At 63.7% G+C, this 14,612-nt stretch carries 10 protein-coding genes; 5 read left to right on the top strand and 5 right to left on the bottom strand.

What is annotated here, in order from left to right; translation table 11 throughout:
* Nucleotides 1–241: 241 nt before the first annotated feature.
* From BM052_RS09675 to BM052_RS09660, 4 genes are all read right to left on the bottom strand, one after another.
* Nucleotides 242–2,707: a TonB-dependent receptor gene (locus BM052_RS09675; protein WP_177198412.1), complete on the bottom strand. Its 2,466-nt coding sequence runs from the start codon at nt 2,705–2,707 to the stop codon at nt 242–244.
* A gap of 240 nt (nt 2,708–2,947) precedes the next feature.
* Nucleotides 2,948–3,118, bottom strand: coding sequence for a hypothetical protein (locus BM052_RS19885; RefSeq protein ID WP_177198411.1), 171 nt, complete (start codon nt 3,116–3,118; stop codon nt 2,948–2,950).
* Nucleotides 3,119–3,138: 20 nt separating this feature from the next.
* Nucleotides 3,139–7,395: a translocation/assembly module TamB domain-containing protein gene (locus tag BM052_RS09665; RefSeq protein WP_091146036.1), complete on the bottom strand. Its 4,257-nt coding sequence runs from the start codon at nt 7,393–7,395 to the stop codon at nt 3,139–3,141.
* The gene (locus BM052_RS09660) at nt 7,395–9,683 is read right to left on the bottom strand and encodes an autotransporter assembly complex protein TamA (RefSeq protein ID WP_091146034.1); all 2,289 of its coding nucleotides are present in this window, start codon (nt 9,681–9,683) and stop codon (nt 7,395–7,397) included. The genes BM052_RS09665 and BM052_RS09660 overlap by 1 nt, the downstream gene beginning before the upstream one ends.
* 104 nt (nt 9,684–9,787) lie before the next feature.
* On the opposite strand from BM052_RS09660, the gene BM052_RS09655 reads away from it, so the two are divergent.
* Entirely contained in the window at nt 9,788–10,867 is a 1,080-nt protein-coding gene (locus BM052_RS09655; RefSeq protein ID WP_091146031.1) for a YihY/virulence factor BrkB family protein, read from the top strand.
* A gap of 11 nt (nt 10,868–10,878) precedes the next feature.
* On the opposite strand, the gene BM052_RS09650 is transcribed toward BM052_RS09655, so the two are convergent.
* The gene (locus BM052_RS09650; RefSeq protein ID WP_091146029.1) at nt 10,879–11,334 is read right to left on the bottom strand and encodes an MEKHLA domain-containing protein; all 456 of its coding nucleotides are present in this window, start codon (nt 11,332–11,334) and stop codon (nt 10,879–10,881) included.
* 224 nt (nt 11,335–11,558) lie between these two features.
* Between BM052_RS09650 and ribB the strand changes: the two genes are divergently transcribed.
* The 4 genes from ribB to BM052_RS09635 all read left to right on the top strand — a co-directional run bounded on the left by ribB (nt 11,559) and on the right by BM052_RS09635 (nt 14,583).
* Nucleotides 11,559–12,872, top strand: coding sequence for a 3,4-dihydroxy-2-butanone-4-phosphate synthase (ribB, locus tag BM052_RS09645; protein WP_091146027.1), 1,314 nt, complete (start codon nt 11,559–11,561; stop codon nt 12,870–12,872).
* Nucleotide 12,873: 1 nt separating this feature from the next.
* A complete protein-coding gene (ribH, locus tag BM052_RS09640; RefSeq protein WP_091146024.1) occupies nt 12,874–13,296 on the top strand; it encodes a 6,7-dimethyl-8-ribityllumazine synthase in 423 nt (140 codons plus the stop codon).
* 367 nt (nt 13,297–13,663) lie between these two features.
* Nucleotides 13,664–13,828, top strand: coding sequence for a hypothetical protein (locus tag BM052_RS19880; protein ID WP_177198410.1), 165 nt, complete (start codon nt 13,664–13,666; stop codon nt 13,826–13,828).
* A gap of 188 nt (nt 13,829–14,016) precedes the next feature.
* The gene (locus tag BM052_RS09635; RefSeq protein ID WP_091146021.1) at nt 14,017–14,583 is read left to right on the top strand and encodes a helix-turn-helix domain-containing protein; all 567 of its coding nucleotides are present in this window, start codon (nt 14,017–14,019) and stop codon (nt 14,581–14,583) included.
* Nucleotides 14,584–14,612: the final 29 nt, after the last annotated feature.

Below are 14,612 nucleotides of genomic sequence, written 5' to 3'. Positions count from 1 at the left end.
CGGTTCCAAACCGTCAGGCCGCGTTAGCGACCTGAACCAGCCGCTTTGAGCGGCTCACATCGTAAAGCCCCCGGCTCTGCCGGGGGATACTTACTTTAACATAATATATATTATCAACCTAAAGGTTGTCCGTGTGCTTCATCCCCCTTTACGTGTCATGCCGTGGATTTCGCGTTCCTTGCGCCAGACATCACGGGACCATCCTCCTCCCGTCTTGCACGAGAGGAGGATGTCTCTGGGTTTACTCGTCGCCGAAACGCACCCTCAGTCGTGCGCCGAACATGCGAGGCTGGCCAAGATAGCGCAGGTCGAAGCCGAAGCTGCCGTAGAGCGGCTGGATCAACGTGTAGGTCACCTGCTTCGTCACGTTCGAAGCGAAGATCGAGAAATCGATGGGCTGTCCGCCGATGTCTCGCCAGTCGAGATTGAGATCGAGCTGTTTGACCGGCGTCGCGTTGTCGACAGGTATGGGAGGAAGCCCCAAGGCAGCACGCGCGGCATTGACGGCGGCGTTGGTGTCCGATGCCGCGGTCGAGAAGCTCGTACTGTACCGGTATAGTGCGGAGACACTCAATTTGCCGAGATTTTCGGGAATCGGCAAAGTGAATGTGCCCGACACGTTTCCACCGAATTTCGGGGTCAACGGCAAGGGATCCCCCACCGCCGCCGGGAACAGGATATTGTCGAAATTGGCGGTGTACGGCGTAATATCGACGTCGAGACTGTCGAGCCGGGTCTTCAGATAGGCACCCGAGAAATCGAGGCGGAAGAACGACGCGGGCCGCAGCGATCCGTCAAACTCGATACCCCACATATGGGCCTTGCCCGCATTGAACACCGAGGTGGCGGAGTTGCCGGCCGGACAGGAAGCACGTGTGCATTGCAGCCCGATCAGCTGCTGGGCGTCCTTCAATTTCGAATAGAAACCAGCGAGATTGAAATAACCGGGTACGGCACCCTGGAAGCTCGTCTTCACACCGCCTTCAAAGTTGTCCACCGTTTCGGGTCCGAACGACGTCTTGGCGCCGATCGCGGCCGGAGCTGCCGATCCCTGGCGATAGCCGCGCGAATACGTGGCGTAGAACATCACGTCATCGGTCGGATTGTACGATGCGTTCAATGTCCAGGTCGGGCGGGTGCTCGAAGTGTGCAGTTCATCGCTCCCGACCGTGCAGTCGGCATAGGCCGCGTGCGTCACCTGGCATCCGACCAGCGTCCCCGGAACGAAAAGCGCGGTCGGATTGGCGGCATCCGGCAGGAACCTGTAGAGCAGGCCCTGCGACGTGCTCTTGGTGCGATCGTAGTTGAGACGGGCGCCCGCCGTGAGCTTCAATTGGTCGGTCACGGCATAGGTCGCCTGGGCATAGGCCGCCATGTTGATGAACTCGGTCGTATAAGTGTTCACATTGACGGTATTGACCGGGCTCGCCCACAGGCAGCGCATCGACGACAAGTCTTCATAAGGTCCTGCCTGGCAGATCGCGCCGACGGCGATCGAAGCATTCTGGGTGAGGTCACCGGGCGTGGAATGCTCGTAATACAGGCCGCCCTGATACTGGAGCTTGCCGTCGGACGACCTGCCCTGGATCTGGAATTCCTCGACGAAGGAGCGCTGGTCGTTTCCGTAAGTCCCCTTTATATTGAAGGCTTGGGGAGAGGGAAAATTGCTCGCTATCCCCGGAACGACAGTGATGGGGAAATTGAATCCGAACACGCTTTGCCTTAATCCCTGCTTGAACGAGGCGTAGGAGAGGATGTTCTTGACTGTAATGTAGTCGCTGGCGTCCCACTTGGTGATGTTGATTACCTGGAACTGCTTCGTAACGGAGCGTGGATTGGCGAGCGTTTGCTCCACCTGATACGGGTCTCCGCTGGCGAAGAGCCGATCCACCTGCGCCTGCGCCCGCCGGCCGAAAGAGGTATTGGGATTATACCGATAGAGCTGCGGGGCGGAGCCGACGTGGTCCGAATTGAGGTAGGAGACGATCGTGTAGTTTTCCAGCTCGGGCGTAAGGTCGAGAACCAGGCTGCCCCGCAGTGCCGTATAGTCGACGTCGTTGAACCGCTTCGGGCCGATTCCCGAGACATTGTTCAGAAAGCCGTCGCGCGTCTGGCGATCGACGCCAAAGCGTGCCCGCGCCCATGACGCCAGAGGAATGTTCAGCACGCCTTGCACACGGAACATCGAATAGTTGCCGTAGGACCCCTCGAGGTATCCCTCGAACCTGTCGGTCGGCTTCTTCGGCGTCAGCAGCACGTCGCCGCCCGTGGTGTTGCGTCCGAACAGCGTACCCTGCGGTCCCTTCAGCACCTGGACATTCTGCAGGTCGAACAGGCTGCCCGGTCCCGCGCCGTCGCCACCGGGAAACGCGCCGGCGCCTCCGCGAGGCGCCACGACCTCGGCGAAAAAGGTGCCGACCGATGATTGGGTCCGCAATGCCTGGGAAAAGCCGCGAATCGAGAAGACGTTGGTTTCCGATGAATACCGCGATTCGACGTTCAGGCCCGGCACGACTTTGGCCAGATCATCCGCACCGACGATGTTGGCCTTGGTCAGCTGGTCCTGGTTGACGACCGCGACCGAAATCGGCACGTCCTGCAGGCGCTCCTCGATGCGCCTCGCGGTGACGACGATCGTTTCGTCCGAAATGACCGTCCCGTCCTCCGGCGATTGTGCAAAGGCATGTTCCGAAATAATAAGACCCATTGCGGCGGTCGCGAAAAGCGCACACCGGCGATGCTTGAAAAGCATAACCCCTCCCCATTTATTTATAATTATTACTATTCCCGGGGCCGAGTATGTCGGATCGTGCGGGAATGTGTCAAGGCTGAAATAGGGGCAGTCGAAATCTCGGAATGGGCGTCTTCGCAGTTGCGAAAAGCGGCTTCGTTCGTCTTTGCTCTGCACTCAACGCCTTGAAAACAATGGAACCGATGATTGCCAAAGTCATCGCGTCTCATCCGGCGGCGTTCCGGTTCCGGCGATCCGGGCATCGATCTCTTGCGCGGTCTGCCGAACCTTTGTGTTCGCGGCGTCGTACCGCTCGTCGAAGTCCGGTTCGCGCTTGCACGCGGCGATGCTCAGGGCAAGCGGCAGCACGAACGACAGCGCCGGCAAAAACACACGCCTTCCGCGCATCAGTAGTCCTTCTTGATCCGCACATTCACGCTGTTGACGCCCGATCCACCGGCCTGGCTGAGCACTGAAAGCCACTTGGTCACGCTCACTTCCAGCTGCGTCGCGGTGAAGCCGCGCGCATCGGTAATCAGTTCGACATAGATATCGTCGGTAAGGTACTGGCCGGCCGCCAGCGAAGTGCCGCGCCCGCTGGCCTGATCCGGTGCCAGGATGCGCAAGCGGTCTATTCCCGCCGCCGAGCGCAGCTTGCCGAGCGGGTTGAGCCCGCCGCCGGTCGCACGCAGCGAATTCAGCGAACTGGCCAGCTGCACCGCCTGGATCGCCGAGAGATTGGCGATCGAGCTGCCGAACAGGATGCGCGAAAGCACTTCGTCGTCCGGTAGCGCCGGCGAGGAGCTGAAGTCCACTGACGGGTTCATCGCCCGCCCGCTGACGTTCACGCTGACATCCACGTCGTCGATGGTGTCGGTCGCGGTGATCGCCACGGTCGGATCTATGGTGCGCCCGCCGGGGAACGAGATCAGGCCGTCCTGCAGCGCGAAGGAATGGCCGGCGAAGCCCAGGGTGCCGCGAACCAGCCTGACCTCGCCCGCCATGGTGGGCGCCGCGGTGGTGCCGCCGACGTTGAAATCGGCGCTCCATTCCGATTCGAGCCCCATGCCCGAGACGTAGAGCTTTTCAGGCGCCTTGAGGTGCAAGTCGAGGCGGACCAGCGCGAAGACACTGGAGATCGAAGGGGCCTGCTCATCGCCGGTGATGCGCACCGCACCCTTTGGCGGCTTGAAGCGCACGCCCGTCAGGCGCGGGACTTGCGCGGCGCCCTCGCGCACGATCTGGTAGCGGGTTTCCGGCAGCCGCAAGTCGCCGGCCAGCAACGCCGCCTCGCCGGCCGTCTTGGTCAGGCGCAGCGTGCCGGTGGCGGTCGCGGAAAGCGCCCCGCTCTTGGCAAGGCGTGCCCGGTCGAGCTTGGCGGTGAGGTCCATGGGATAGCCCGCGTCCGCTGCGAGGCTCACCTTGCCGCTGGCACTGACGGTGCCCTCGCCTGCCCTGGCGGTGAGCGAAATCAGTTCGAGCGAACTGCCGTTGAACCGGCCCGACAGGTTCATGCCCGTGAGTCGGGTGCCGTAGGCCTGGTTCTCGTAAGTCAGCTCCTTGCCCTGGACGAGGCCGTTGAGGCACGGATCGGAAACGCGGCACGAAAAATCGGCTGCCAGACCGATCGGACCCGACAGCGTCTGTCCGGACTGACCGGCGAAAGAGAAAAGGGTGTCGGCCGGGCCGTTGTAGCGAATGCCGCCGCCTAGCGGAGCCTCCATCAGGCGCGCTGTCCACGATCCCTCGCCCGGGGGCAAGGGTCGCAGGCTCACCGCCATCCGGCCGATCACGGAGCCGCGACGGCGGATCACCGCACGCCCCTCGCCCCCGTCGGGAAGCAGCTTGCCTACGAAATTGACGTCGACCGGCTGGCTAACCGTGGTCGCGCTGGTGCGGGTGAAATTATTCAGCGTCAGCCGCGCGTCGGCGCGCGGGAAGGCGCTTGGGCCCGCCTGCTCGAAATCGAGGCTGCCGTTGGCGGTGCCGCCGATCCCGTATCCGGGCACGAAGGCATTGACTGATGCAATGTCGACGCCTTCGAGCCGGCTTTGCAGCTTGAAGCCCGGGCCATAAGTGCCGGCAAGCCGGGCGGTGCCGCCGCCGACCGCGACGGAGGTCGGCAGCAGTTCGTAACCGTCGCCCTTGGGCACGATGCGCGCCGGGCTGATGGTACTGACGGTCTGCCCGCGCATCCGGCCCTTGAGTGCGACACGCCAGACTTCGGGGGTGAGATCGGCATTGATGCCAAGCCGGAACGGCACCCCGCCGAAACCCTCGACCAGTCCCTTGGCCTGGCCGCGTCCATTGCGATAGTCGATCAGCACGCGTCCCGCCGCGAGATCGAACGCACCGAAATGAGTGCCCGAAAGCTGCGCGTCGGCGATCACCGTGGGCTGGTCGTAAAGCACCGCCCGCCCGTTTATGATCGCCGAACCGATCGACAACTGGGCGGGGCCCTGGAACACCGCGTTGTTCGCGTGCAAGTTGAAGTTCACCGCCTGGTACTTGCCGGCGGCGTCGAGCCTGAGCACGCCGCCCACGCCGTTGCCGCTGGCGGTCAGCTGCCCCGCGAAGGGTCCCGCGGAAGTCTGGACGAGACTGCCGGCGAAATCGACGCCGGAGAGGTTGGCGCTGTCGATCCGCAACGAGGTCGCGGCTCCGATGCCCAGCATCACATCGGCCTTGAGCGGGCCATAGTCGGTATTGCCGGTCAGGTTGAAGCGATAGCCGCCTTTGGCCCCGGTGATTCGCGCATCGAGATTGGCGAGGCCGATGCCCAGGCCCGGATGCTCGGCGGTGACATGTGCGTCGGGATTGACGATGGTGCCCGTCACACGCACGCCGATCGCGCCGTAGCGGTCCGAGACGCCGGTCGCCGTGATCGCGATCCGTCCGTCCGGCGACCAACTGCCCTGCCCGTTCGTCACGCGCAGTTCCGGCGCGGTAAGCCGCAAGCTGGAAAACCGCACAACGCCGTCCGAACCGTAGCGCAGGTTCGAGGATGCCGCGAGATTGCCGCCGAGGTAATTCCGCAGGTTATCGTTGAGCAGCTTGGTCGACTGCGCCTTGACGGTGCCCTGCAAGGCGAAGCCCTGGGTCTCGGTCTTGAGGTCCATCTGGGTGCGGATGTTGAAGATACCCACGCTGGCGAGCCGGTAATTGTCGATCCGTCCGTCGATCGCACCGGTGTAGAGCCCTTTGCTCATGTCGGCGACGAGGATCAGGCCGGCGTCGATGCGATCGGACTTGAGGCGCATGTTGTCCGAAAGCACGCGTGGGCCCTTGATCGCCAGGTCGCCGTTCAGCGTCACGTTGGCGATCGTGCCGCCAGCCACGGTATCGAGCCCGGTCACGCGCCCTGCTTTGGCGGTGACGGGGATCATGATGTGATCGGCATCGACTTTGGCCGCGCCGCCGGCGGTCAGATTCTCCAGCCCCATGTCGTTCATGACGAGCCGATCGGCGTTCAGCCGGTAATCGATCGTCGGCGCCGTGAAGGCGCCGTCAAGCGTCAGGAACGCGCGCAGCCCCGCCCCGCTGAGGTTCTCCGCGATGGCCGAGGGCTTGCGCAGCACGAAAGCCAGTTTGAGATCGTCGAAGCCGTTATCGGAAAAGTCGATGATGCCGTTCGGAGTGAGATTGAACGCGTCGCTGGCGATCGTGCCGGAAAGCGCCGCGCGCCGCTTGGCGAAGGCGGCGGACAAGTCGAAATCGGTAATGGGGCCGAGCAGGTTCGCGGTTGGCCCGGCGAACAGCCGCGCGATCCGCGTCGGGCCCTTGATCGCGAACGTGCCGCTACGTGCGGTGAGCACCAGCCGCGCCAGTTCGCCCTGGCCAAGATCGGCGGCGAGCGTGCCGTTCCACACGGTCCAGTCGCCCTTCCCGCTCACCTTGAGCGTCAGCGGCTGCTTCAGCCCCCCCAGCGAGGCGATGAGGCCTCCGGTCGGCGCAGCGAGGTCCAGGTCGATGCCGAGCCGGTTCCGGGCCGGAACGGCGTCGAGCATCAGGGTGAAGCGGTCGCCGCCCTCCTTGCCCTTCATGGCGATGGTGGCGCCTTTGGCTTTCACTTGCGCGCGGCCGTCGGCGATATGGGCGCTGCCGTCGATGGTGACGATGCGGCGTTCGCCCGAAACCGGCGGCTCGGCAATGAAGCGATCGATGCGCAGTTCGCCGATGTCGATATCGATGTCGGGAAGCAGCGGTTCGTTGCTCGGCGGCGTCTTCCGGAAGACCGGCACGCGGCGCAGGACCATCCGCTGGGCAGTGGCGCTGCGCACGTCGACATGGTTGTCGAGATAGGCGAAAGGCCGCCAGTCGACGTGGATCTCGGGAGAGAACAGGAATTCGCCCTGGGGATCGCGCACCGAAAGGTTACGCAGTGTCATCCGGCCGTAGATCGAGCCTTCGATACGGCCCACCGATATCCGCATGCCGTTCTCAAACCTGAGCCCGGCGATCTGGTCGGCGACGAAGCGATGGCCAGGCCCGGTATCGATGCCGAGAATCACCGCGATGGCCAGCGCGATGAATCCCAGCACCGCGAAGACGATCGTCTTCAACGCGCGCACCCGCGCGCGATGCCAGAGCGAGCGTGGCGTGGCGCCCGGCTCCCGCGCCGTCTCGGCAGCGGTTTCGGCCTCGATGTCCTCTTCCCCGGCCATCAGAACGCCTGTCCGATCGAAACGTAGATGTTGATCCGCGATTCACCGGGCTTGCGGCCCAGCGGCGTCGCCACGTCGAGGCGGACCGGACCGAAGTTGGTGTAGAAACGCCCGCCGATGCCGACGCCGTAACGCAGGTCGGAGAATTGCGGCATGGTCTCGCGATAGGCCTGGCCGGCATCGACGAAGCCGACCACGCCGTAATTGCCGAAACGGTAACGCGCCTCGAACGAAGCCTCGTTGAGGCTGCGCCCCCCGACCGGCTTGCCGTCCGGCGCCTGTTCGCCCAGCCCCTGGTAGGAATAGCCGCGCACCGATCCGCCGCCGCCTGCATAGAGCCGCCGCGAAGGCGCGATGTCGAACAGGCCGGCACCCTGGATCGTGCCCAGACGCACGCGACCCGCCAGTACCAGGCTGTCGTTGACCGAATAGTATGTCGAGGCGTCGAGGCGAGCGCGGACGTAAGGGTTGAAACCCCTGTTCACGGTGGTTTCCGGCTGGACGAGCGCGGTCAGGCGGTAGCCTTCGGTCGGGTTGAGCAGGTCGTTGGTGGTATCGAAGCCGACCTGGCCGTTGACGCCGGCGATATAGTACGTGCGGCGCTTGCGATCGCCGCTGGCGGCATCGTAGTCGGTCTCGGCCGTCGCCAGCAGCTCCATCCCGTAGGCGTAAGTGTGCCTCTTCTGCCAGATCGGCGTGGAATCGCGGCTGATGCGGGCAGCGAGGCGGCCGGTATAGGCGCTGTAGGCGTCATAGGCATTGTGGAACGCCTCGGCGGTCATCTCGAACGTGCGGTCGCGCTTGCCGGCGTTGGAGCGCCGGAACGTCACGCCGGCACCCTGTTGCTGGGTGCCGGCGATGGCATGGCCGATCAGCGCGCCTTCGGGCGGGAACATGTTGCGATGAGTCCAGGTTGCTTCGGCGGTAAGCCCCTCGCCGGCGGCATAGCCCAGCGATCCGGCGACGGTGCGCGGCGGGCCGGCCTCCTGATGGACATCGAGCGTTACGTATTCGGTGCCGTCTCCCACCGCCTGCCCGCCCTTGACCGGCTCGACCGAGACCGCCCTGAACAGATTGGTGGCGACCAGCGCCTTGCGCAGATCGTCCACCTTGCGGCTGTCGTAGAGTTCGCCGCGCTTGAAGCGGGCGAGGACGCCGACGTGATCGACACCGAAGGCAAGATTGCCGTCGGTGACGAAACCATCGAAGCGGCCGCGCGGGCCGACCGTCACCGGCAGGGTGTAAACGCCTTCGCCGCTGTCCTGGTCCAGCAGGATGTCGCGGTCGCCGACTTGCGCGAAGGGATAGCCGTTCTCCGGCAGCGCCACCGCCACTTGCGCCTCGGCCCCCTGCACCCGGTCGGCGACGATCGGTTCACCGATCTTGAGCCCGAGGTTGCTTGCGATCAGGTTCGCCGGCTCGGTCGGGTCCGCCTTGACGACGATGTCCGAGAAGACATAGCGCTTGCCGGGCGTGACCGAGAGCACCGCGGTCAGCGCCTTGTTCTTGTCGTCACGCGCGGGCACGAGCCGGGTGCGCACTTCCGGTGAATACCAGCCTTCCGACGCCAGGATGGTTTGCAGCAGTTGGCTGTCCTCGTTCAGGCGCGCCCTGACCATCGCCGCGTTCGCTGCCTTCCCGTCTCCCTTCTCGAGCGCGGAGAGCGCGCGGAACTCGCTGGCGATGTCGATGTCGGCTTCCTTGTCGGCCGCATCGAGCCCTTCGATATCGACTCGGTAGGCCACTTCGACCTCCTTGTCGTCCGCCGGTGCATCCTGCGCGAACTGGACGGGCGCGACCTCGAACTGGTCGATCGGCGGCAGCGGGGTGGTAAGCTCGCTATCGCGCACCGGGGCATCGCCGATTTCCTCGGTGGCGTCCTCGTCCGACAGGGCGGCACTGCCGAGCGGGGCCGATTGGCCCTCCTCCGGTTTCGCGCTGGACTGCTGCCCGGCCAGTTTGCGCTCGAAAGCCTCGATCGATTCGAGCGGCTTGTCGAGTTCCGGATCATCCCGCGCATCGAGCGCGGGAATCGCGGAATTGAACTCTTTGTCGGAAATCACCGGTTCGACCTGCGGCAAGGTCACGCCGGGGGGCGGTGCGGGCACCGGTACTTGTCCTGCCTGAAGATCCACCGCGGGCGCGTCATCCGACGCAGGGCTGCCGGATACCTCTTGAGCGAACGCCGGCGATGCGGAAAACGCAAGGGCGATGGAAAGCGCGATCAGGCACGCCCCGTCGCGATCCCGCGTGGAACAAGCCGGGCGATAGTCGATTAGCCAAGGCATGAGCAACGCGACGAATCACCCCCTTGCGAAACCAGGACACTCACTCCTTCCTGAACAAGCCTATCGCGTTGCAACAGCGAAAGTTCCCGTGCAGGCTCTCCGCCATGGCGAAAGCTGACCCCCCGGCGTTCGATCCGCCGTCCGATGAATGGCCACCCGGGGCCACCGCCACCGCGCCCTGGTCGATGCCATGGGCGGCGTGGTGCCGGGTGCTCAGGCGTGTCTGGGTGATGACGGGTTTTCATGAACTGGGGCTGCTGGCGGCGGGGCTCGCCTTCTACAGCTTTCTTGCGCTGACGCCACTGATCGCGGCGACAGTGATGATCTATGGCCTTGTCGGCAACGTGGCGACGGTGCGCAAGCAGATGGAAAGCATCACCCGGGTCATGCCCGCCGATGCCGCCCGCGTGCTGGAGGCGCAATTGCTCCAGATCGTCTCGACCAGTTCCGGCGTGACCGGCCTTGCGCTCGTGATCGCGCTGTTCTTCGCGATCTTCGGCGGCATGCGTGCCGCCAACGGCATGATTAGCGCGCTCAATATCATCAACAACGAGCATGAGACACGCGGGACGATCGCCCTCACCCTGCGCGCAGCGTGGCTGACCTTTGCGGCGGTGCTGATCGCGTTCACCGGGGTGCTTTCCGGCGGCGTCTTCGCCTGGCTGCAAACGCGCACGAGCGGCTACCTGGACGGATTGTATTGGGGTGAAACCACGCAAATGCTGTTCAAGCTGCTGACTTGGGCCGTGGCGATCGGACTGGGTAGCGCCGGCTTCGCGCTTATCATGCGCTATGGGCCGGATCGCCGCCCGGCCAGATGGCGCTGGCTGACCCCGGGATCGGTGCTGGCGACCTTGCTGTGGATTGCGGTCTCGTTCGGCTTTTCGCTCTACGTCGCCTACATCAGCGACTACAACGCGACTTACGGTTCGCTTTCCGCCATCGTCGTGTTCCTGATGTGGCTCTATCTCTCGGCCTATGGCGTCCTGCTGGGGGCGTTGCTCAACGCCGAGATCGAGCGGCAGACTTATTGCGATACCACCATCGGTCCGCCTCGCCCGCCGGGAGAGCGCGGCGCGGTGCTGGCGGACATGATCGACGATGCCGTACCTTCGCTGCACCAACTCGAAGACCACAAGCGACGCCGCGCGGAAATGGCCCGCAGGCGGGCCGACGGGGGCTGACGGGGGCGCGACTATGGAACGAAGCACGCTGCCTGCCCATGGCGGCGCCCCTCCGCATCGACGAGATTCCATACGGTCGCCGGCCCGATGTGGAACCGTCTACCTTTCGCGCTGATGCGAATTCCCGCGTAATCATCGATGAAGCCATGGACAGTGACCCGGTCGAGCAGGGCTTGGCGCTCCTCGCGCAAGGGAGCTTCGGCCGAAAGCCGCGACGGCATCCGCGTGAAGGCCGCCGCATCGGTTTCGAAAGCCGCGAGCGCGGCGGCGTTGCCGAAGAAGAACATCGGATCGGCTTCCACCCCGTGAGCGACGATGGCAAGCGGCGCGGCCCACAGCGCGGCGATCACATCCGCGCCCGGTTCGACCAGCGATCGCCCCAGCAGCCGCACGTGGCTTTCCGCGACGAGCGCGATAGGCCCGGCCCGCTGCGGATCACGGTAAAGTGCCGGGACCGGCGCGATCATGCGCGTGCTGTCCTTACTGCGGCGATCCGGCACTCGACGTCCTCCATCCCGTTCCCCGTGCATGCAGCCCCTTTCCAAGGGCGATTTGGCCCGATGTGTTTGCCTTCCGGGCCTTGATGGTAGCAATCCCCACTCCGCGTGGCGAGGTGCGCACCAAGCCTCTTGAATTTTGATGTGAACTGTTCATATCGAGATCACATCATAATGTGGTGGTGAGGATTGCAATGTCGGGAAATGTGATAGAGAAGGTCCGGAAGCTGGTTTCGGACGGCGGAATGAGCAAGGCCGGCCTTGCCCGCGCGGCGGGACTCCACGCCAACACCCTGCGGGACTGCACCGAGCCGGGCTGGAACCCGACCGCCGATACCCTCGGCAAGCTGGAACGCGTACTGTTCTCCAACGACGACAGGCAAGTCCTCGTTCCGATCGAGGAGATCATCGACGAGGCCCGCAATGGCCGCATGTTCATCCTCGTCGACGACGAGGACCGCGAGAACGAAGGCGATCTCGTCATTCCCGCGCAGATGGCGACGCCGGCGGCGATCAACTTCATGGCGACGCATGGACGCGGCCTGATCTGCCTTACGCTCGCCAGCCAGCGGGTGGAGGAACTCGGCCTCAACCTGATGAGCCGGAACAATGGCACGCGCCACGAAACCGCCTTCACGGTCTCGATCGAAGCGCGCGAGGGCGTCACCACCGGCATCTCCGCCGCCGACCGCGCGCGCACCATCTCGGTTGCTATCGACGGCACCAAGACTCGGGACGATATCGTCACGCCCGGCCATGTCTTCCCTCTGCGCGCCCGCGACGGCGGCGTCCTGGTGCGCGCCGGCCACACCGAGGCGGCAGTCGATATCTCGCGCCTCGCCGGCCTCAATCCATCGGGCGTGATCTGCGAGATCATGCGCGATGACGGCACCATGGCGCGCATGGACGACCTCGTCAGCTTCGCGCGGATGCATGACCTCAAGATCGGCACCATCCGGGATCTGATCGCCTATCGCCGCCGCCATGACCGCATGGTCGAGAAGAAGAACGAGATCGCCTTCCACAGCCGCCACGGCGGTGACTGGACGGCGCGTTCCTATTACAACAAGGCGACCGGCGATGAAACCGTGGCGTTGGTCAAGGGCCGCATCGACCCGACCAAGCCGACGCTCGTGCGCATGCACACGCTGTCGATGTTCGCCGACATCTTCGGCGAGGATTCCGGCAACCGGGCCAACTTGCTGCACCGCTCGATGGACATGATCGCTCAAAATGGCTCGGGAGTCATCGTCGTCATCAACCGGCCGATGAACCGCATGATGTCACGCGCCATGGACATCAAGAAGCAGGCGCGCGACGGCGGCAATCCGGATCTGGAGGAACTGCGCGACTACGGGGTGGGCGCACAGATCCTGGCCGAGTTGGGAATCCACGACATGATCCTGCTGACCAATACCCACCACTCGCTGGTGGCACTGGAAGGCTATGGCCTCAACATTGTCGACGAGCGCCCGATTCCGGCCGCTCAATTGGAAGGATCCAACTGAGATGGCCCGTTTCCTGATTGTCGAGGCCCGCTTCTACGACCACCTCAACGACATGCTGGTCGCCGGTGCCAGGGCTGCGCTCAAGGCGGCCGGGCACAAGGCGGAGGTCATCACCGTGCCGGGCGCGCTGGAGATCCCCGGCGCCATCGCGCTTGCCGATGCCACCGGCGACTATGACGGCTACGTCGCGATCGGCGTCGTCATTCGCGGCGAGACCTATCATTTCGAGATCGTCGCCGGGGAAAGCGCCCGTGGGATCATGGCGCTGACGATGGACGGCATCGCCATCGGCAACGGCATCCTCACCGTGGAAAATGAAGCCCAGGCGCTCGTGCGCGCCGATCCTGGCCAGAAGGACAAGGGCGGCGAGGCGGCGAAGGCGGCCGTGGCGCTGCGCGACCTGAAGGAAAGATTTGGAGGCTGACAATCCTGCCGATATCCAGCCCGGCATATCGGGAGGCTCGACATCAAGCCTTGGTCCAATGTCACGGATAAGTATACTTACATAGATATCTCAGTCATCGAATCGTGTACGGCTTCCGTTCATCTGTCTGCAAGTTTTTCTGATTTAAGTCTGTTCGATAACTTGTCCATAACTTGGACAGCTCGGACAAATCGATTTCAAAATTGAAATCGAGGTGTATCTGGCGGAACACTGCCTCCGATTTTGATCGAAATTGGAGGTTATAAACCGATGACACACGCCACCACATGGCGGGTCGCAAGAACAATGGCTCGTGAAATAGAGTCTTGGCGCGGGCATATGGCCGTGCCTGCCGGAGAATACCTGGGTGGAAAAGGTTGCTATTGCCGAGTCGCTGGTGGTCGAACTCGAAGCTGAACTCGCCAAGCTGGAACAGCTTGGTGCGCTGATCGCCGCTGCTCATCTGGACGCTGCCATCAATGCCCTTTGCAGGGAGTTCAACATCGAGCGAAATCGCTCCGAACCGGACTAACCTTAACAAGACGCCTGTCGCTGTTGCTGTCAATGCTTGTCGACATCGGTAGACAAGCAATTGCGATTACGTGATCTGGCGCGAAATTTCGGGTCTGATTTCCGGTCGACTGCCGAGAAAGGATTAGTAATCGCTGCGTAATCGTTCGCAAGACGAAGTTCGCGGCCATACGTTGGCGATCCCGGTCCATGGCGAATACCGATCAGTTGATGCGAAATCGGGCGAAGGCGATCCGTCTGATCGGAGTTGCGAACGAACTTCTGGCCATGGCGCGGGAACTGGAGATCGGGGAGAGTCCGGCATCTGACCGCTCGCACCAGACCGGCGCCGCCGGTGGGCGTGAAAGCGGCAAGACGGCCACTGGCCAGGATCACCCGATATGGGTGGAACTCGCCCGCCAGACTTATGACGACCGGCGAAGGCGCACCAAGATATTCCAGTCGGAAGACCTGTTCGGCGAACCGGCGTGGGATATTCTTCTCGACCTGTTCATTGCCGCCAAGGAGAGGCGGCGCGTGTCGGTGACGAGCGCCTGCATCGGTTCCGCCGTTCCTTCCACCACGGCCCTGCGCTGGATCACGATCCTGGAAAAGCAAAGCCTGCTGGTGCGCGAAGCCGATCCCGGCGATGCGCGCCGCGTCTACGTCAAGCTCAGCGCGCGCGGCTATGCCGCCATGCTGGAGTATTTCGCCTCCGCGTCCCGTTCCGTCGTGCTGCTGGATGATGCCCCCATCGAAACCGTCGTGGCACGATAAGAACCAGGCAGGCCATCCGCACCTCCTTC

It is taken from the genome of Novosphingobium sp. CF614 (assembly GCF_900113255.1).
Classification (GTDB): Bacteria; Pseudomonadota; Alphaproteobacteria; order Sphingomonadales; family Sphingomonadaceae; genus Novosphingobium.
This window is presented reverse-complemented; position numbering and strand designations above follow the sequence as displayed.